The sequence below is a fragment of the Roseisolibacter sp. H3M3-2 genome (assembly GCF_029211165.1).
Taxonomy (GTDB): domain Bacteria; phylum Gemmatimonadota; class Gemmatimonadetes; order Gemmatimonadales; family Gemmatimonadaceae; genus Roseisolibacter.
This window is the reverse complement of sequence record NZ_JARGEK010000047.1, coordinates 1-20,009: the sequence shown is the minus strand read 5'-3', so window position 1 is coordinate 20,009 and position 20,009 is coordinate 1. Positions and strand designations below refer to the sequence as shown.

Below are 20,009 nucleotides of genomic sequence, written 5' to 3'. Positions count from 1 at the left end.
AGTTGAGACCACGATTTGTCTTCCTAAGACCGCTTGGCCTCCGACTTAGGGGGGCGAGCGGCGCCTCGCCGGCGACGGAGAGGCGTGGCGCGTGCGCGTGATCGTCGGCCGCCTCGACCCGGCGCGCGTCGCGCCGCGGCTGCGCGCGCGCGCCGGCGGCGACGGACGCGTGCGCCCCTGGACGGTCGACGACCCGCCGCCCGAGGCGCTGGTCGCCCTCAACGCCGGCCAGTTCGACCGCCTCGGCCCGTGGGGGTGGGTGGTGCGCGACGGCGTCGAGCTGCGGCGCCCCGGGAGCGGCCCGCTCGCGCCCGCGGTCGTCGTCGACACCGCCGGGCGCGTGCGCCTCGTCCCGGCCGACAGCATCGCGGCGACGCGCGCGGCCGGCGGCGTGCGCACCGCCTTCCAGTCCTACCCCGCCGTCCTGCTCGGCGACGGCGAGGTGCCCGCCGAGGTGCAGGGGCGCGCCCCCGGCGTCGACGTGCGGCACCGCGACGCGCGCCTCGCCCTCGGCACCCTCGCCGACGGCCGCGTGGTCGTCGCGCTCACGCGCTTCGAGGGCTTGGGCGGCGCGCTCGACGCGATGCCGTTCGGCCTCACCGTCCCCGAGATGGCGGCGGTGATGGGCGCGCTCGGCGCCCGGCGCGCCGTCCTCCTCGACGGCGGCATCTCGGGCCAGCTCATGGTGCGCGACCGCGGCGCGCCCCGCGCCTGGACCGGCCTGCGCGACGTGCCGCTGGGGCTGATCGCGACGCCGCGCTGACGCGCATCGTCCCTCGCACGGGCGCTACGGACTGCGGGCTGCGGATCAGATCCAATCCGCAGCCCGCGGCCCGCAGTGCTCGATGCGACCGTGCCGGCCGCTAGAAGTTCGCGATCTCCTCGTACGCCTTCCGGAACGTCTCCACCTGCGGCAGGATCGCGTCCTCGAGCTGCGGCGCGTACCCGACGAAGGTGTCGGTCGACGCCACGCGCTTGACCGGCGCGTCGAGCCAGGCGAAGCAGTCGTCGGCGATGCGGGCCGCGATCTCGGCGCCGTAGCCCCACGAGATCGAGTCCTCGTAGGCGACGATCACGCGCGACGTCTTCTTGACCGACGCGTAGACCGTCTCCTGGTCCCACGGCGAGAGCGTGCGCAGGTCGATGACCTCGACGCTCAGCCCGCGCTCCTCGGCGATCTGGTTGGCCGCGGCCAGCGCGCGCTGCACGGTGGCGCCGTACGTCACCACCGTGACGTCCGTCCCCTCGCGGGCCACGCGCGCCTTGCCGAACGGGATCATGAAGTTCGGCCCCGGGTACCGCCCCTTGTTGTACGTCTGGCGGTACAGGTGCTTGTGCTCGAGGAAGATCACCGGGTCCTCGCAGCGGATCGCCGTGCGCAGCAGCCCCGCCGCGTCGAGCGCGGTGCTCGGGCACACCACGCGCAGCCCCGGGCAGTGCGTGAACAGCGACGCCCCCGTCTGCGAGTGGTAGATCGCGCCGCGGATGTAGCCGCCGTACGTCGTGCGCACCACCACCGGCGAGGCGAAGGCGTTGTTGGAGCGCCACCGCATCGTCGCCAGCTCGTCGCGGAGCTGCATGTACGCGGTCCAGATGTAGTCGAAGAACTGGATCTCGACCACCGGCTTGAAGCCGCGGTGCGCCAGCCCGATCGCGCGCCCGACGATGTTCGCCTCGGCGAGCGGCGAGTTGTACACGCGCGCCGACCCGAACTCGGTCTGCAGCCCGTGCGTCGCCTTGAAGACGCCGCCCTTCCCCTTGACCTTGCCCAGGTACTCCTCGCGCGACACGTCGGCCACGTCCTCGCCGAAGACGACGATGCGCTCGTTGCGCCGCATCTCGTCGCGCATCACGGCGTTGATCTGGTCGATCATCGTCGTGTCGCCGCCGGAGAACTGCGGGTCGTCCTCGGTGTCGAACGAGTCCGCGGTCGGGTCGACGTCGGGCGAGTAGACGGCGTAGTGCACCGTCGAGGCGTCGGGCTGCGGCTGCGCCAGCGCGTCGTCGGTGGCCGCCAGCACCTCGGCGTCCACGTCGGCCTGCACCGCCGCGATCTCGTCGGCCGTCGCGTGCCCCTGCGCCACCAGCCACGCCGGGAAGGTCGTCACCGGGTCGCGGCGGGCCTCCTCGTCGCGCTCCTCCTGCGGGCGGTACAGCGTCTCGTCGTCGGACAGCGAGTGCGAGTACGGGCGGATCACCTTCGCGTGCACCAGCGCCGGGCCGCGGCGCTCGCGGGCGTGCTGCACCGCGCGCCACACCGCCTCGTAGCTGGCCAGCAGGTCGCACCCGTCCACCCGCTCGATGTGCAGGTCCGGGAACCCCTCGAGCAGGTTCGAGATCGAGCCGCCGGCGGTGTTCACCTCCACCGGGACCGAGATCGCGTAGCCGTTGTCCTCGACGAAGTAGACGGCGGGGAGCTTCAGGTTGCTCGCCGTGTTCAGCGACTCCCAGAACTCGCCCTGGCTGGTCGTGCCGTCGCCGGTCGAGATGAACACGACCTCGTCGTCGTGGAACCCCTCGGTGATCCCGAGCAGGCGGGCCCGCAGCGACCCCTCGGCGGCGCCGACGCCCTGCAGGAACTGCGTCCCGGTGGGCGACGACGAGCTGGCGATGTTGAGCGCCTTGTGGCCCCAGTGGCTGGGCATCTGCCGCCCGCCCGAGTTGGGGTCGGCCGCCGCGCCCACCGCCGAGTACAGCATGTCGCGCGCGGTCATCCCGAGCGCGAGGCAGAGGGCGCGGTCGCGGTAGTAGGTGTAGAACCAGTCGTGGCCGGCGCGGAACACGAACCCGGCCGCCGTCAGGACCGCCTCGTGGCCGGCGCCCGAGATCTGGAAGAAGATCTTGTTCTGCCGCTTGAGCTGGACCTCCTTGTCGTCGATCCGGCGCGACAGGAGCATCGTGCGGTAGGCGGCGAGCAGCTGCTCGCGGGACAGCGGCGGGGCGCCGGCGGAGGCGCCGCCGCCCGCCGGGGCCTTGCGAGCGGGTCGGGTCGAGGTGGCCATCGGATGCGGAAAGGGGTCCGGGAGTGACCCCCCAAGATAGCGGCGCGCACGGACGCGTCGAAGCCACCCGGGCGTCCCCTGGGTCAGCCGCCCCATACCCCGACCCGGGTCGGCTGGGGCAGGATGAGGGGCCCAACCGTACCGGGCGCCCCCACCCGATCCGACCCCGATGCGCACCTCCCGATATCTCGCCGCCGCGGCCGCCCTCGCCGGGCTCACCGTCCTCGCCGCGCCCGCCGGGGCGCAGAGCGTCTGGCAGAAGGCCAAGCAGCGCGCGAAGGAGAAGCTGGAGCAGCAGATCGACAAGAAGACCGCCGAGACCCCGACGCCGACCGGCGCCCCCGCCGCGCCGTCGGGCGAGGGCGCCCCGGCGAAGGCCGCCGCCGCGAGCGCCGCCGAGCCCGAGGCCGCGGAGGCCGCCCCGGCGAAGGTGAACTCGGGCGCCGACTTCACGCCCGGCACCCGCGTCCTGTTCGCCACCGACTTCGCGAAGGACGAGCTGGGCGACTTCCCCCGCAAGTTCGAGCTGAAGGGCGGCAACATGGAGGTCGCCGAGGTCGGGAGCACCCGCTACCTCCGCTCGGTCAGCTTCGGCTCCTTCGAGATCCCGCTCCCCGAGGTGCTCCCCGAGCAGTTCACGATGGAGTTCGACCTCAAGCCGGTCTCGGGGTGGGGGCAGTACGTGTACTTCACCGACGACGAGGACCGCCGGAACTACCTCTACTTCTTCGCCGACGGGGCCGGGATCGAGGGGCCGAACAGCTACCGCGTCGGCTCGGACGTGAAGATCCCGAACCGCGAGCGCCACATCTTCAAGATCCAGGTGATGGCGGACGGGAAGTACGTGAAGGTGTACGTCGACGGCGTGCGGGTCGCGAACGCGCCGAACGCCAACGTCGGGCGCTCGAACAAGATCGTCATCGAGACGAAGGCGGATCAGACGCACCCCGTGCTGGTCGGCAACCTGCGCATCGCCGCCGGCGGCAAGGACCTCTACAAGGCGCTCGAGGCCGACGGCCGCGTCACCGCCGAGGGGATCCTGTTCGACACGAACTCGGACCGGCTGCGGCCGGAGTCGGACGCGGTCCTCGGCCAGATCGGCGACATGCTGTCGAAGCACGCCGACCTGCGGCTCGCGATCGAGGGGCACACCGACAACGTGGGGCAGGCGGCCGCCAACCAGACGCTCTCGCAGAAGCGGGCCGACGCGGTGAAGGCGTACCTGGTCGCCAAGCACGGCGTCGACGCCGCGCGGCTGGAGGCGAAGGGGTTCGGCGCGGGCAAGCAGGTGGCGCCGAACGCCGACGAGGCGGGGCGGCAGAAGAACCGGCGCGTGGAGCTGGTGAAGCTCTAATGAAGCGCTGACCGGCGCTCGGCCGGCGTTCCTCAGCCGGCGTCGGCGCCCCGCCGCCCGCGTGACGGGCGCTGGGGCGGGGGCGCCGGCTCGTCGTCGAGCGCGCCGGCGTGCTCGTACACGCCGAGCAGCACCGCCGCCACCGCGGCGCGCGACGGCACGCCGAGCTTGAGGAGGACGGTCTCGATGTAGTGCCGGACCGTGTTCTCGCTGATGCCGAGCCGCCGCGCGACGCCGGCGTTGCTCCGCCCCTCGGCGAGCAGCAGCGCGACGCTCGCCTCGCGCGCGGTGAGCTGGAAGCGGTGCCGCAGCGCCGCCGGCGAGGGGAGGGGCGTCGAGGTGCGGGTGACCGCGACCAGCACGGCCGGCACGCAGGCCGCGGGCGCGAGGCTCCCCGCGGGGAGCGCGGGCGGGATGGGGAGCGCGGTCAGGCGGTAGTGGACGGCGCCCACCGTGAGCTCGCGCGCCGCGACGCCGGCGGCCACGCGCCGGTCGCCGGCGCGCGCGAGCGCGCTCATCGCGAGCGCGCGGGCCTCGCGCAGCAGCGGGAGCCCCGCGTCGTCGGTCATCGCCGCGGCGGCCGCGTTGCGGTACGCCAGCTCGCCGCCCGCGCCGAAGAGCAGCACGCCGTCGGACAGCAGGTCGAACGCGCGCGCGCGCCACCGCCCCACCTCGTCGAGCGCTCCCGCGTCGCTCGCCGGGTGGTACGCCGGCGTCTCGCGCGCGGGCGCCGCCGTCGCGACGGCCTCGTCGCGCGCGGGAAACGGCGCGGGAAACGGCGCCGACGGCGCGGGGGGCGCGGACGGCGCGGGCGGCACGTGTCGGCCGCCGGCGGCGCTGCGGAGCAGGTCCGACCAGAAGGGCACGGGGGCCTCGGGACGACGCCGGGCGGAATGCGTCGGGGCGAACCTGCAGGGGCGCGCGTGCCGTCACGCCCGAGGCTCCGCCTCGCACGAGCGCGCGTCGTCGTCGTCGGACCGTGCCCGGGACGCCCGCGCGTCGCGCGTCCCTTAATAGGCGCAAGCTGCGTCGAACGCAAGCGCGCGCGCCGGCGTGTCGCGCGTTCTGTCGGTCCGGTCACCGTGCGGCGCCAGGCGTCGCGCGTGACGGTCGCGCCACGTGCCGGCCGTCGCGCGGCCCGGCCGGCGCGCCGGGGCCGATCGGCCCACACGCGGCGACTGGGCCGCACGCGCCGGGCCGCGCATCCGGCGTCGCATCGCCCGGGCCGTTGCGCCCCTCCGCGTAGCGGCCGGCGTCGCTACCGAGCGTCCGCGTCGCCCCGCGGCACGTCGCCGCCGGTCGCCTCACGACGAAGCACGCCGCCGCACGCCCGCACCCGCGACATGCCCCACACGCCCGCCGTCGCCCCGCGCGCGCGGCCGCCCCCCGGGCGCTCCTCCGTGACGGTCCGCGCCGTCTCACTCCCGCGCACCGCCCGCCCTCCGCAGTCCGCCCGGCCCTCGGGACCGGACGCCGTGTTCGTCGCCGTGCAACCACTGGCATCGGGACCGCCCCGGTCCCGCGGAGAAGGCACCCCATGTCACGACCCACCACCGCAGTGCGGCTGGGCGCCGCGCTCGCCGCCCTCGGAGCGATGGCGGCGTGCTCGGACTGGTCCAAGCCGGCGCCCGTCGCGCCGCTCGCCCCGGGCGACCAGCCGTCGTTCGCGAGCGCGGGATCCAGCAGTGCGGACTGGCAGCAGTGCGCCAACAACGGACGCGTGGCGGGCCCGAATCCCTCGGTGCCCTGCGAGTGGATCAACAGCGTCCTGAACCCGGGGAAGGCGACGTACTTCGAGGGCGAGGTGATCCCCTTCCGCTTCGCCGTGCACCTGGTCGACGTGCTCCCCAACGGGAAACCCACCACGTTCGACCCGACGCGTGAGCGGACCGTCACCTTCACCTACGGCTTCAACAAGGCGAAGAACGGCAACTACGACTTCCTCGCGAAGTTCAACACCACCGAGCAGTACCGCGCCAACCTCTGTTCGGGCGACCTCTCCCCGGTCGTGCCGCTCTACTGCGACCCCGCCAGTCCGTTGACGCTGCGGTCGACGTTCGGGCAGGCGGGCCCGCTGTACGAGGGCGCCGGGCCGGGCGCCGCGAACCACACGACCATCACGATCCTGCCGGCGCGCTTCCTCTCGCCGACCCTCCCGGGGAACGTGAAGCCGGCCCTCGAGGCGGCGCTCAACGCGTGGATCGCCGCCGGGCGGAAGCTCGAGATCGACGTCTTCGGCGGCACCGGCATCGATGTCGATCCCGTCACGTACAACGTCGGCGGCAACGACGTCACCGCCACCATCCGCGTGCGCTTCAGGGCGAACCAGCCGAACGTGCTCCTCGCGTTCGGCGCGCACTTCGCGCGCCTGCAGGACTGGCGGCTGGTCAACTACAGCGGCGGCGCCGGGCAGAGCGGGTCGCCCTTCCACATCAAGGTCGACAACATCGACGGCACCTCCGTCGGCGCGCTCGGGAACAACGTCAGCGGCGGCGTCGTGCAGGCGGTGCCGAAGGCCAAGATCGCGATCACCCCGACCTCGGCGACCAACGGCATCGGCGAGCCGCACACCTTCACCGTCACGGTCTCCAAGGACCTCGACGACGGCGCCGGCTTCGTTCCGGCCGCCGGCGTGCACGTCGACTTCACGATCACCAACGGCGGCGGCGCGACCGGCACCGCCATCGCGGGGACGACCTGCGGCGCGGCAGGCGCGAACACCGACGCCAGCGGCCAGTGCGTGGTCCTCGTCAACTCGCCCACCGCCGGCACCGTGACCGTGAACGCCTCCGCGTCCGTGTCGGTCGGCGGCTCCACGATCGCCGTCTCGACCAACGGCGCGGGCGACAACAGCGGCCCGGGCGTCAAGACGTTCGTCTCCGGCGAGCTCACCTGGACGAAGGTCGACGGCAACGGCGCCCCGCTGGCCGGCGCGACCTTCACCGTCTGCCGCGTCGGGTCGCCCCCGTGCTTCGCGGTCACCGACAACGCGGCCCCGGACGCGAACCCGGCGGACGGCGCGTTCCGGCTGGTCGACCTCGGCATGGGCACCTACTCGGTGACCGAGACCGCGGCGCCCGCGGGCTACAACCTCGATCCGACACCGCAGCAGGCCACGCTCACCATCGCCGCGCCGGGCGCCGCGCTCGCGAACGCCTTCGTGAACACCAACCCGAACGCGTTCATCACGATCTCGCCCAACAGCGAGACGAACGGGCTGAACGAGCCGCACACGTTCACCGCGGTCGCCACGGCGATCCCGAACGGCGGCGGCACGGTCACCATCGCGCCGATCGCGATCACCGTCTCGCCCGCGCCGAGCACCCTGGGCACCGTGAGCTGCCAGGCGCAGGCGGGGAACACCCGCACCTGCACCCTCACGATCAACAGCGCGACGCCGGGGACCTTCACGGCCAACGCCAGCGTGAGCGTGACGATCGGCAGCGTGCAGCTGACGCGGGCCACCAACGGCACCGCGGGCCCCGGCGGCAGCGGCCCCGCGACCAAGATCTACCTCGGCGGCGAGCTGACGTGGAACAAGGTCGACGGGACGAACGGCAACACGCCCCTCGGCGGCGCGACCTTCGCGGTCTGCCTCGTGGGCGGGAGCTGCCAGAACGTGACCGACAACTCCCCGCCCGATCAGGACCCGGCGGCGGGCAAGTTCAAGCTGATGGGGCTCGTGCTGGGCACCTACAGCGTCACCGAGACGGTGGCGCCGGCCGGCTACAACCTCGACCCGACGCCCCAGCAGGCGACGCTGACGACGGCGAACCCGTCGGCCGCGCTGGCCAACGCGTTCGTGAACACGCAGCCCAACGCGTTCATCACGATCAGCCCGAACTCCGAGACGAACGGGCTGAACGAGCAGCACACCTTCACCGCCGTCGCGACGGCGATCCCGAACGGGTCGGCCGCGGTCACGATCCCCGCGATCGCGATCACCGTCTCGCCCACCCCGGGGACGCTGGGGAGCGTGGTCTGCCAGGCGCAGGCCGGCAACAGCCGCACCTGCACGCTGACCATCAACAGCGCCGCCGCCGGCACCTTCACGGCCAACGCCAGCGTCACGCTCACCGTGGGCTCGGTGTCGCTGACGCGCGCCACCAACGGGACGGCGGGCCCCGGCGGCAGCGGCCCGGCGACCAAGCTCTACGTGGGCGGCTCGCTGACGTGGAACAAGGTCGACGGCTCGAACAACAACGCGCCGCTGGCCGGCGCGACGTTCTCCGTCTGCCTGCAGGGGGGCGGCTGCCAGAACGTGACCGACAACGCCGCGCCGGACGCCGACCCGGCTGCCGGGAAGTTCAAGGTGGAGGGGCTCGCCCTCGGCACCTACACGGTCACCGAGACCGCGGCGCCCGCGGGCTACAACCTCGACCCGACGCCGCAGCAGGCGACGCTCACCACGGCCAACCCGTCGGCCGCGCTGTCCAACGCGTTCGTCAACACCAGGCCCGAGGCGTTCATCACGCTCTCGCCGCTGACCGACCAGAACAGCACGACCGAGGCGCACACCTTCACGGCCGTGATGACGGTCGCCCCGAACGGCGGCGGCACGCCGGTGATCGCGCCGATCGCGATCACGGTCTCGCCCACCCCCAGCACCCTCGGGACGGTGAGCTGCGACGCGCAGTCGGGGAATAGCCGCACCTGCACGCTCACGATCAACAGCACCACGGCCGGGACCTTCACGGCCAACGCGAGCGGCTCGGCGGTCGTCGGCGCGGTGACGCTCACGCGGGCGACGAACGGGAGCGCGGGACCCGGCGGCAGCGGCCCGGCGACCAAGGTCTACGTGGCGCCGAACCTGACCATCGAGAAGACCCCCGACAACGGCTCGGTCGTCGCCGGCACGACGGCGACCTTCACGATCGTGGTCAGCAACACGGGGCAGGGGAAGGCGTTCGGCGTGGCGCTGAGCGACCAGCTGCTGGCGTCGCTCCCGTGGACGCTGGGGACCTTCAGCGGCTGGACCACCTGCGCGGTCGACGCGTCCACGAAGCTCCTCACCTGCTCGGTCGCCGAGCTGGCGCCGGGCGCCTCGGCCACCGTCAACGTGTCGGCGCTCGTCCCGGCCAGCTTCGTCGTCCAGACGCCGGTGGCGAACGGCACGAAGCTCGAGATGGACGGCAACCTGGTGACGAACGGCGGCGCCGACTGGGGCACCGCGAACCTCATCAGCTGCGTCGGCACGTTCAAGGGCTGCGCCCTCGACGCGACCGGCGCGACGGACGACTCGTTCGGGCAGGGCACGAAGGAGGACACCCCCATCCCGAGCGTGACCGACGGGTCGATCCCGCCGAACAAGAGCGACCTCCTGCGGTTCTACCAGCACAACAACCGCGTGGCGGTCGGGAACACCGTGCACGACTTCCTGTACCTCGCCTGGATCCGGGTGCTCGACCCGTCGGGCACCACGAACATGGACTTCGAGCTGAACCAGTCCGCCCAGGTGCAGAACACGCCCGACAACACCGTGACGCCCGTCCGGACCGCCGGCGACGTGCTGATCAAGTACGACCTGTCGAACGGCGGCGTGAACCTCTCGATGGGCTTCCACCGCTGGATCACCAGCGGCACCTGCGAGGCGAACGGGCAGCAGCCGCCGTGCTGGGACCGGCTGCACCCGCTGCAGCTGGGGACCTTCGAGGGGCAGGCCAACACCGCCGGGAGCGTGATCGACCCAATCAACCCCAACGGCGGGCGGTCGCTCTCGACCCTGACCTTCGGCGAGGCGAGCATCGACCTGCAGCTGGCGGGGATCTTCCAGGCGAACCAGTGCCTGACCTTCGGCAAGGCGTACCTGAAGAGCCGCTCGTCGGACAGCTTCACGGCGGCGATCAAGGACTTCGTCAAGCCGCTCCAGATGCAGCTGAGCAACTGCGATCCGGTGCCCATCCCGAACACCGCGACGGTGACGGCGGCCAACGCGTCGGGCGGGTCGAACTCGGGCTCGATCACGGTGACCCCGCCGTGAGGAACCCGCGACGCTGACGCGGCCGGCGCCGCGTCGATCGAGCGGCGGCGTGCGGGGCTGCCCCGCATGCCGCCCTCGCCGGGGTGGCGGCCGCCGCGGCGGCCGCCACCCCGCGGCGCGTCTCCCGCCGCGACGTCACGATCTCGCGAGCCCCGCGGCGCCGCTGGGCGAACATGACGGCCGCGCCAGGGTTGCGCGCCGGTCGGCCGGGGTCGCGGGGACGGGGGCGGTGCTCCCGGGCCGGTCGGCCCCTCCGCGGACCGGCCGGCGTCGCTAGCGACATCGCGCCGTCTTCGCCGACGTCCGCGCATTCGCCCGATCGCGGACCCCCGGCACGTCGGCGCCCGCGCCGGCATCGAGGCCGGGGCGGGGCGCGGCCGGTGCGATCGCCGGCGGATGCAGGGCCGTCGGGTTCAGGGGGGCAGCTGCGTCATGAGACACGCTCGAATCCACGCGGGTGCCGTCGCCATCGTGCTCGCCGCCGTGGCGGCGTGCGGCGACGACGTGCAGCCGGCCACGGCGCCGGGACTCACGCCGGGCGGGGCGCCGGCGTTCTTCCTCAACAACCCGACGCCGGGGAACCCGTTCACCCAGTGCGGCAACATCGGCACGTTCTGCACCTGGGAGTTCGGGAACATCAACCCCAGCAAGGCCCTCATGCGCGAGGGCGACGCGACGCCGTTCCGGCAGGTCATCAACGACGACCCGAACGCGGCGTCGTCGGCCGACGGCGCGCCCGGCACCCTGTACGAGGTGCAGATCTCGTACAAGACGCGCCACGGCGGGAAGAACGCCTACGACTTCATCACGCGCTGGGACGTGTCGGAGGGGAGCGAGTTCCACCCGGTGGCCAACCCGGGCGGTTCGCCGAACCCGAAGCTGAAGGCGAACCTCTGCATCCCGCCCAACGGCGAGGCGGCCACGTCGAACCTCTGCTCCGCGTCCGGCTCCGGCGGGACGCTGCAGAGCGCCGAGGTGTCGTCGATCGAGATCCCGGTCCCGTTCGCGGCCGGCGATCCGAAGCAGGACGAGGTGATCGCCTCGACGCACAGCGACGCGGCGACCCGCGTCGTCACGGTCTTCAACGCCGCCGCCGGCGCCGGCCAGACGCCCATCCAGCCCTCCGGCACGCCGACGCTCACGTACACCGGCGGCGAGGCCGACGACGCGCAATACGGGATCCTGACCTTCCGCTTCCGCACCAGCACCCACCCGCGGGGCGGCAACTTCCTGATCGCCTGGGGCGGCCACGTCGCCCAGCAGTCGGTGTGGGGCGCGGGCAGTGGCGCCGCCAACGTCAACGGCAGCCCGTACCACATGCAGGTGATGTACATCAAGCGCCTGAACGCCAACGGCACGGACTGCGGGAGCCAGTGCGTCCTGCTCGGCGGCTCGCGCGACCTGCAGATGTCGGCCAACACGGTGCAGGCGGCGCCCAACCTCGCGATGAACGGCGGGGCGAGCGCCCTCCTCGTGTGCACCGGGACCTCGGTCCCCGTCACGTTCACGTACACCGTGACCAACACGGGGAACGTCGCCATCTCGGGCGCCGTGCTCGACGACAACGGCACGCCGGGGCAGACCGGCGACGACGTCTCCCTCGGGACGTTCACGAACCTCGCCGTCGGCGCCAGCCAGACCTTCACGACGACGCGCAACGTCAGCGGCACGGTGACCAACACCGCGTACGCCACGGTCGCCGGGACCTCGGTGACGGCCACGGCCAGCGCCACCGTCGCGGGCGTCTCGTGCTCGATCGACGTCACCAAGACGCCGGACCGCGCGTCGGTGTGCTCGGCCAGCGGGCTGGTGACCTACAGCTTCACGGTCACCAACAACGGCGCCGTGCCGCTCGCCAACGTCACCCTGGTCGACGACAAGCTCGGCCCGATCACGCTCTCGGCGGCCTCGCTGGCCCCCGGCGCCTCGGCGACCGGCACCGGCCAGGCCACGCTCACGCAGACGACCACCAACACCGCCACCGCCTCCGGCACCGCCCTCGCCGGCACGACGGTCGAGCAGACGGTCACCGACCAGGCCTCGGCGACCGTGACGGTCGGGAGCTGCGACATCCAGGTCACCAAGACGCCCGACCGCGTGGCGGTCTGCGCGCAGAACGGGGCGGTGACCTACACCTACGTCGTGTCCAACCCCGGCTCGAACGAGCTGACGAACGTCACGCTCGTCGACGACGTCCTCGGCCCGATCACGCTCCCGGGCACGACGCTGGCCGCGGGCGGCTCGATGACGGCGACCAAGGCGTCCACGCTCAGCCAGACGACGACCAACACGGTCACGGCGACCGGCATCGCCCTGGCCGGGACGCCGGCGCAGCAGACGCTCACCAAGACGGCCCAGGCGACGGTCACGGTCCTGACGTGCTCCATCGACGTCACGAAGACCCCGGACCGCTCGGCGGTCTGCAGCGCGAACGGCGCCGTGACGTACACCTACGTCGTCACCAACACCGGGACGGCCCCGCTGAGCGGCGTCACGCTGGTCGACGACAAGGTCGGCGCGATCACGCTCTCGCAGACGTCGCTGAACCCCGGCGGCACCGCCACGGGCACCGGGCAGGCCACGCTGTCGCAGACGACGACCAACACCGCCACCGCCTCCGGCACCGCCCTCGGCGGGACGCTCGCGACGACCTCGGTGACCGACCAGGCGTCGGCCACGGTCGCCGTGAACAGCTGCGCCATCGACGTCAGCAAGACGCCGGACCGGCTCTCGGTGTGCAGCCAGAACGGCACGGTGACCTACACGTACGTGGTCACCAACACCGGCACCGCCCCGCTGACGAACGTCGACCTCACGGACGACAAGCTCGGCGCCATCGCGGCCGACCTGTCGCTCGCGGCCGGCGCGTCGCAGACGTTCACGCGGACGACCACGTTGCAGGCGACCACGACCAACGTGGTGGCCGCCACCGGCGTCGCCTTCGAGGGGACGGCGGCGGCCACGCAGGTGTCCGACCAGGCCAACGCCACGGTCAACGTCGTCGCCTGCACCATCGGCGTGACCAAGACGCCCGACCGGATGACCGTGTGCACCGGCGAGGGCACGCAGGTGACCTACACCTACGTGATCACGAACACGGGCGCGGCGCCGCTGAGCGGCATCACGCTCGTCGACGACAAGCTCGGGGCGGTCACGCTGTCGACCACCTCGCTCGCGCCGGGCGCCTCGACGACGGCCACGAAGGCGGGCGCCGTCAGCCAGACGACCACCAACGTCGCCACGGCGGCCGGCGTGGCGTTCGACGGCACGCTCGCCGCGACGCAGGTCACGAACACCGCCACGGCGACGGTCACGGCGCAGCAGTGCGGCAAGGGGCAGATCGCGCCCACGCAGACCACCTGCGAGCAGTTCCGCGACGGCACCAGCCCGGACGAGCCGGCGCTGCAGGCGCAGCTGCGCGGCGGGAGCATCTCGCAGGTGAACCCGGGCGTGGTGTTCTACTACGGCACGGTGACGGTCCCCGCCGGCGGCAACCAGCTGCTGCGCGTGAGCCAGACCAACGTGCCGGTGACGGGGAGCCCGCTGCCGCTCATCCAGGTGAGCGGCGACAACCAGGCGGAGCTCTACTCCACCTCGTGCACGCGGCTGGCGTTCTTCACGCTGAGCGGCGCGCTCCAGCCGAACGCGCTGTCGGTCGCACCGGGGTCGTACATCGTGCGCATCAAGTACGCGCCGAACTCGCTGGTCGGGGCGTCGGCCTCGCGCCCGCAGTTCCCGGTGAACTACCGCTGGGAGATGTCGCTCGACAACGGGCCGGCGTTCAGCAAGGCGAACATCGACCTGACGCTCAAGTAGCGCACCGGCGCCGTCGGCGCGGACGACCGGGGCGGGTATCCCAGGAGTCCGCCCGGCAGGGCGGGGGCGGGGCGACGCTGCCCCCCCCCCGCTCCGCGCGCCGCGGTGTAGGTTGGCGGCATGCCCAGTCCCCGACTCCCGCATGCCGCCCTCGCCGGGGCGGCGCTCCTCCTGGGGAGCGCCGCCCCGCTGCGCGCCCAGACCGCCCCGTTCGGCGGCAAGACCGCCGGCCACGAGAAGCTCGACGGCTTCCTCCCGCTCCACCTCGACGGGCGCACCGGCAAGGTGCTGCTCGAGCTCCCCGGCGACTCCACGCGCGCGCTGCTCCTGACGACGCTCGCCACGGGGCTCGGCTCCAACCCGGTGGGGCTCGACCGCGGCGCCGACGGCGTGAACCAGCTCGTGCGCTTCGACCGCAACGGGGAGCGCGTGCTGGCCGTGTTCGAGAACTGGCGCTACCGCAGCACCGACACCGCCAACCGCGACCACCAGCGCACCGTCGCCGAGGCGTTCCCGCCCAGCACCGTCGCCGCGCTGCCGCTGGTGGCGACCGAGGGGGGGCGGCTGCTGGTCGACGCCACCGACTTCCTCGTGCGCGACTGGATGGACGTCCCGCGCACGCTGGAGCGCACGGGGCAGGGGAGCTACGCCGTCGCCCGCGAGCGCTCGGGGATCAACCGCGCGCTGACGCGCAACTTCCCTCGAAACACCGAGATCGACCTCACGCTCACCTTCGCGGCGGGCGGGCGCCCGGGGCCGATCGTCGAGCGCATCGCCCCCGACGGCCGCGCGATCACGCTGCGCCAGCACGTCTCGCTGGTCGCGCTCCCCGACGGCGGCTACCGCCCGCGCGCGCTCGACCCGCGCGTCGGCTACTTCGGCATCCGCTTCCACGACTTCGCGCAGCCCATCCAGCGCCCGCTGGAGCAGGGGTGGGCGTCGCGACACCGGCTCGTGCGCGGCCCCGACGGGCGCATCGCCAACCCGATCGTGTACTACGTCGACCCCGGCATCCCCGAGCCGGTGAAGACGGCGACGATGCAGGGGGTGAAGTGGTGGGAGGACGCGTTCGCGCAGGCCGGCCTCGCCGGCGGCTTCCGCGTCGAGTGGCTCCCGGCCGGCGCCGACCCGATGGACGCGCGCTACAACGTCGTGCAGTGGGAGAACCGCAACGAGCGCGGGTGGTCGATCGGCGGCTCGCTCGGCGACCCGCGCACGGGCGAGATCCTGAAGGCGATGGCGCGCATGGACAGCCACCGCGCGCGCACCGACTACAACCTGTACGCGGGGCTCATGGGCGCCGACGCGGCGGCCGCCGACACCGCGTTCGTGCTCGCCCGCGTGCGCCAGGTGAGCGCGCACGAGGTCGGCCACACGCTCGGCCTCGGCCACAACTACATCGCGTCGACGTACGAGCGCGGCTCGCTGATGGACTACCCGCCGCCGCGCGTCCGCCTCGACGGGCGCGGCGAGATCGACATCTCGCAGGCGTACGACGTCGGGCCGGGCGAGTACGACGTGTGGGCGATCCGCTGGGGCTACGGCACCTTCCCCGCCGCGACCGAGGCCGACTCGCTGCGCGCGATCGTCGCCGACGGGCTGCGCCGCGGGTGGCTCTACCTCGGCGACGGCGACGCGCGCCCGGACTACGCCAGCGACCCGCGCGTGAACCTGTGGGACGACGCGGCCTCCGCCTCCGAGTTCTGGCGGCACCAGACGGGCGTGCGCCGGGTGGCGATGTCGCGCTTCGGCGAGCGGGTGATCCGCCCCGGCGACCCGATCGCGCTGCTGCACGAGCGCTTCGCCCCCGTGTACTTCATGCACCGCTTCGCCATGAACTCGCTGGCGAAGACGGTGGGCGGGATGGAGTACGCCAACGCGCTGCGCGGCGACGGGCAGCAGGTCACGCGCGCGGTGCCGGCGGCGCGCCAGCGCGAGGCGCTGACGCTGCTGCTGGAGGGGCTGCAGCCGCAGGTGCTGGCGATCCCCGACACGGTGCTCACCCTCCTCGGGCCGGGCGCCGAGCAGGTGACGCCGTCGGTCGAGCTGTTCCGGTCGCGCACGCGCCCCGCGTTCGACGAGCTGGGGGCCGCCCGCACGCTGGCGCAGATGACGGTCGACGCGCTGCTGCAGCGCGACCGCGCCGCGCGGCTGGTGCAGCAGCAGCTGCGCGACGGCGCGCTCCCCGGGCTGGAGACGGTGATCGACCGGCTGCTGGAGGCGACGCAGCCCGACGACCTGACGCCGGCCGCCGCCCCGCGCCCGGCGACCGCGCGCCCGGCCTGACCGCCGCATGACTCAGAGGAGGCCACATGCCGATCGGTGACGAGGAGGACGAGGGCCTTCGCTTCCGACGTCGCGGGCGCGACGACGACGACGAGGACCTGGGCGGCTACGGCTACGAGGAGCCCGAGGAGGAGGAGGACGAGGAGGAGGAGGAGGACGACGGATTCGGGTCGCTGCGGCGCGGACGGAGCGAGGCGCTGTTCGACGACCCGGTGGCCGCCGCCGAGGACGAGGAGGACCTCGACGGGGACGTCGAAGAAGAGGAGGAGCTGGACGCCGACGAGGGGGCGGACGCGGGGGACGACGTCGGCGACGACGCCGGCCCCGTGGCCGCCGACGACGAGGCGGAGCAGGACGACGCCGACCTGTTCGGCGCGGGTGGCGCAGCGACGGATCTCGACGACGACGGAATACCCACCGAGGAACCGACCATGAGCGACGACACGATGATGACGGGTGGCGCCGAGGGCGCCGGGATGGACAGCGCGGGCGGCAGCACGTCGTCCCGCAGCCGCCGCGGCGGCGCCAAGAAGGGCGGCGCCCGCAAGTCGGCCGCGAAGAAGGGCGGCGCCAAGAAGGCCGCCGCCAAGAAGGGCGGCGCCAAGAAGGCGGCCGCGAAGAAGGGCGGCGCGCGCAAGAGCGCCGCGAAGAAGGGCGGCGCGCGCAAGTCGGCCGCGAAGAAGGGCGGCGCCAAGAAGGCGACGGCCAAGAAGGGCGGCGCCCGCAAGTCGGCCGCGAAGAAGGGCGGCGCCAAGAAGGCGACGGCCAAGAAGGGCGGCGCCCGCAAGGGCGCGGCGAAGAAGGGCGGCGCGAAGAAGGCCGCCGCCAAGAAGGGCGGCGCCCGGAAGGGCGGCGCGAAGAAGGCCGCCGCCAAGAAGGGCGGCGCGCGGCGCGGGCGCTGACGCGCCGACGCGCTCGCCGCGGCTAGCGCGACGCAGGTCGCGCTAGCCGACCAACGCACCGTCCGTCCGCGCGCCAGCGCACGGCGGCGGCCCGGGTCCCGGGCCGCCGCCGTGTCGCGTTCGGGAGCCCGGTGGTACCATAGGGCATGACCCCACGGGCATGACCGGCCTCGCCCCGTTCGAGCGCCCCCTCGGCTCCGACGCCGAGGGGTTCGCGCGCGCCGTCCTCGACGCGCTGCCGATGACGATCTGGACGTGCGACCTCGACGGCCGCATCACCGCCGTCAACCGCGCGTGGGCGCGCTTCGCCGAGGCGAACGGCGCGCCGCGCCTCGCCGACGCGTCGGCCGTCGTCGGCCGCTCGATCTGGGACGGGGTGACCGACGCCGCGTCGCGCGAGCAGCTGGAGCGCGGGATGGCGCTGCTGCGCGCCGGGCGCGCGCCGTTCGTGCGCTGGGAGTTCCCCTGCGACGCCCCCGACGAGGAGCGCGTCTTCCTCATGCAGCTCTCGCCGGTGCGCGCGGCCGCCGGCGACCCGCACGCGATCACCGGCTACGTCTTCTCGACGGTCGACATCACGGCCAGCCACCGGTCGCGCGAGGCGCTGATCGACACGGGGATCGCGCTGTCGCGGACCCTCGACCTCGACCGCGTGTTCGCGGAGGTCGCGCAGCAGGTGCGGCGCGCGCTGCGCGGCGACTCGTTCTGCCTCGCGGTGGCCGACGAGGACACGGCGGCGTTCCGCGTCGCCTACCAGTACGGCTACGACCGCGACCTCCCCGCCCCGGGCGCCGCCGACGGCGTGGTGGGGTCGCTGGGCGCGGGGCCGGCCGCCGGCGCGGCGTCGCCGCCGCTCGCCGAGCGGCTGGAGGCGCGGCTGGAGCCGGCGTGGCTGGAGGCGCTGGCCAACGAGCGCGTGGTGCTGCGCCACTCCGAGCGCGGGCTCGAGCTCACGGCGCCCGTCATGAGCGCCGAGGGGGTGCTGGGGGCGATGACGGTGCGCGCCGACGACATCGAGAGCCCGCAGCGGCTCGACGAGGCGACGCGGCTGCTGACGACGCTGGCGGCGCAGACGGCGGCGGCGATCGAGCGGTCGTGGCTGGTGCGCCGCGTCGAGCACAAGCGCCGCCTGGAGGCCATCGGCGAGGTGGCGGCGGGCGTCGCGCACGAGCTGCGCAACCCGCTGTTCGGCATCTCGTCGGCGGCGCAGCTGCTGCGCTTCCGGGTGGCCGACGACCCGGTGGTCGAGAAGAACGTCGGCCGCATCCTGCGCGAGGTCGAGCGGCTCAACCGCATGGTGACGGCGCTGCTCGAGTACGGGCGGCACAGCGCGGCGGTGCTCGTCCCCGGCGACCCGGAGGCGGTGTGGGACGACGTCCTCGACGGGGAGCGCGGGCGGCTGGAGAGCAAGCGCCTCGTCCTCGTGAAGGAGCGGCTGGGCGCCGTGCCGCCGGGGGGCGTCTCGTGCCGGATCGACGCCGAGCAGCTGGCGCAGGTGTTCCTGAACGTGCTGGTGAACGCGGTGGACGCGGCGCCGGAGGGGAGCGACCTGACGCTGTCGTACGCCGTGCTCCCGAGCGGGGCGTGGCGGTGCCGGCTGCACAACGGCGGGCCGGCGATCCCGGGCGAGGTGCTGGCGCGCGCGTTCGAGATCTTCTACTCGACGAAGCCGGGGGGGACCGGGATCGGGCTCGCGCTCTGCCAGCGCATCGTCGACGAGCACGCGGGGACGATCGCGCTGGAGAGCGCGCCCGAGGCGGGGACGGCGGTGGTGATCACGCTGCCCGCGGCGTAATCTCGGGTTCCTCCCTCCCTCACGCTCCGCGATGCGCCGTCCGCTTCTCGCCCTGCTCGCGCTCCTGGCCGCGCCCCTGTCCGCCCAGGACGCGCCGCCGACGCTCTCCACCTTCAGCATCGTCGCCTGCGACCCGGCCGACGGCTTCCTCGGCGTCGCCGTGCAGTCGCGCGTCGTGGGCGCGGGGTCGATCGTGCCGGCGGCGGAGGCGGGGGTCGGCGCCGTCGCGTCGCAGGCCGCGGCGAACATCACGTACAAGCCGCGCGGGCTGGCGCTGCTGAAGCAGGGGCGCACCCCCGAGCAGGTGCGCGACGAGTTCCTGCGCACCGACAGCCTGAGCGCGCGGCGGCAGTTCGCGGTGATGGACGCCAAGTGCCACGTCGTCGCGCACACCGGGAGCGGCACGTCGGCGTGGGCCGGGCACAAGGTCGGGCGGCACTACAGCGCGCAGGGGAACATCCTCGCCGGCCCCGAGGTCGTGGAGGCGATGGGGAAGGCGTTCGAGGAGGCGGAGGCCGAGGGGCGCCCGTTCGGCGAGCGGCTGCTGGCGGCGCTGAAGGCCGCGCAGTCCGCCGGCGGCGACCGGCGCGGGCGGCAGGGCGCCGGGCTGCTGATCGTGAAGCCCGGCGGCGGCTACGGCGGCGGCGACGACCGCTACGCCGACCTGCGCGTCGAGGACCACGTCGAGCCGATCCTCGAGCTGGAGCGCGTCTACAAGGTGTGGATGACCGCGTTCCACCCGCTCGACCACTTCGTGCCGAACGGCTTCGAGCCGATCGCGGCGCCGGCGGGGGCGCACGTGTGCGCGCTCCCCGCGATGCTGGCGCGCGAGGCGCACGGGGGCGCGCCCGCGCCGGCGGCGCCCGGGCAGCCC

The 20,009-nt window shown here is 73.7% G+C and carries 10 protein-coding genes; 8 read left to right on the top strand and 2 right to left on the bottom strand.

Annotated elements, in window-relative coordinates; all coding sequences use genetic code 11:
* The first annotated feature begins 91 nt into the window (after positions 1 to 91).
* Complete coding sequence (locus PYV61_RS06375) at positions 92 to 763, top strand: phosphodiester glycosidase family protein (protein WP_275829503.1); 672 nt, start codon at positions 92 to 94, stop codon at positions 761 to 763.
* A 100-nt stretch (positions 764 to 863) separates the two neighbouring features.
* Here PYV61_RS06375 and PYV61_RS06370 read toward each other — a convergent pair whose 3' ends face one another.
* Positions 864 to 3,002, bottom strand: a complete 2,139-nt coding sequence (locus PYV61_RS06370; protein ID WP_275829501.1) for a dehydrogenase E1 component subunit alpha/beta — start codon at positions 3,000 to 3,002, stop codon at positions 864 to 866.
* A gap of 169 nt (positions 3,003 to 3,171) precedes the next feature.
* Here PYV61_RS06370 and PYV61_RS06365 point away from each other — a divergent pair, with 169 nt between their 5' ends.
* Positions 3,172 to 4,356 carry an OmpA family protein gene (locus PYV61_RS06365; RefSeq protein WP_275829499.1) on the top strand — a complete coding sequence of 395 codons (1,185 nt, stop codon included), beginning with the start codon at positions 3,172 to 3,174 and terminating at the stop codon, positions 4,354 to 4,356.
* 32 nt (positions 4,357 to 4,388) lie between these two features.
* Here the strand turns inward: PYV61_RS06365 and PYV61_RS06360 are convergent, their stop codons facing one another.
* Positions 4,389 to 5,222 carry a LuxR C-terminal-related transcriptional regulator gene (locus PYV61_RS06360; RefSeq protein ID WP_275829497.1) on the bottom strand — a complete coding sequence of 278 codons (834 nt, stop codon included), beginning with the start codon at positions 5,220 to 5,222 and terminating at the stop codon, positions 4,389 to 4,391.
* 671 nt (positions 5,223 to 5,893) lie between these two features.
* Between PYV61_RS06360 and PYV61_RS06355 the strand changes: the two genes are divergently transcribed.
* The 6 genes from PYV61_RS06355 to PYV61_RS06330 all read left to right on the top strand — a co-directional run.
* Positions 5,894 to 10,336, top strand: a complete 4,443-nt coding sequence (locus PYV61_RS06355; RefSeq protein ID WP_275829495.1) for a SpaA isopeptide-forming pilin-related protein — start codon at positions 5,894 to 5,896, stop codon at positions 10,334 to 10,336.
* Between the two features lie 432 nt (positions 10,337 to 10,768).
* Positions 10,769 to 14,152: a hypothetical protein gene (locus PYV61_RS06350; RefSeq protein ID WP_275829493.1), complete on the top strand. Its 3,384-nt coding sequence runs from the start codon at positions 10,769 to 10,771 to the stop codon at positions 14,150 to 14,152.
* Positions 14,153 to 14,272: 120 nt separating this feature from the next.
* Entirely contained in the window at positions 14,273 to 16,438 is a 2,166-nt protein-coding gene (locus PYV61_RS06345) for a zinc-dependent metalloprotease (RefSeq protein WP_275829491.1), read from the top strand.
* 26 nt (positions 16,439 to 16,464) lie between these two features.
* A complete protein-coding gene (locus PYV61_RS06340) occupies positions 16,465 to 17,340 on the top strand; it encodes a histone H1-like repetitive region-containing protein (RefSeq protein ID WP_275829489.1) in 876 nt (291 codons plus the stop codon).
* A 160-nt stretch (positions 17,341 to 17,500) separates the two neighbouring features.
* On the top strand, positions 17,501 to 19,135 hold the full coding sequence (locus tag PYV61_RS06335; protein WP_275829487.1) for an ATP-binding protein: 1,635 nt from the start codon (positions 17,501 to 17,503) through the stop codon (positions 19,133 to 19,135).
* Between the two features lie 31 nt (positions 19,136 to 19,166).
* On the top strand, positions 19,167 to 20,009 hold an 843-nt coding region (locus PYV61_RS06330), incomplete at its 3' end, for a DUF1028 domain-containing protein (protein WP_275829485.1).

Bases quoted from the DNA above. Each gene is read 5' to 3' on its own strand.
- PYV61_RS06345 (WP_275829491.1), top strand. From the start codon at position 14,273: ATGCCCAGTCCCCGACTCCCGCATGCCGCCCTCGCCGGGGCGGCGCTC.
- PYV61_RS06370 (WP_275829501.1), bottom strand. From the start codon at position 3,002: ATGGCCACCTCGACCCGACCCGCTCGCAAGGCCCCGGCGGGCGGCGGC.
- PYV61_RS06350 (WP_275829493.1), top strand. From the start codon at position 10,769: ATGAGACACGCTCGAATCCACGCGGGTGCCGTCGCCATCGTGCTCGCC.
- PYV61_RS06355 (WP_275829495.1), top strand. From the start codon at position 5,894: ATGTCACGACCCACCACCGCAGTGCGGCTGGGCGCCGCGCTCGCCGCC.
- PYV61_RS06365 (WP_275829499.1), top strand. From the start codon at position 3,172: ATGCGCACCTCCCGATATCTCGCCGCCGCGGCCGCCCTCGCCGGGCTC.
- PYV61_RS06340 (WP_275829489.1), top strand. From the start codon at position 16,465: ATGCCGATCGGTGACGAGGAGGACGAGGGCCTTCGCTTCCGACGTCGC.
- PYV61_RS06335 (WP_275829487.1), top strand. From the start codon at position 17,501: ATGACCGGCCTCGCCCCGTTCGAGCGCCCCCTCGGCTCCGACGCCGAG.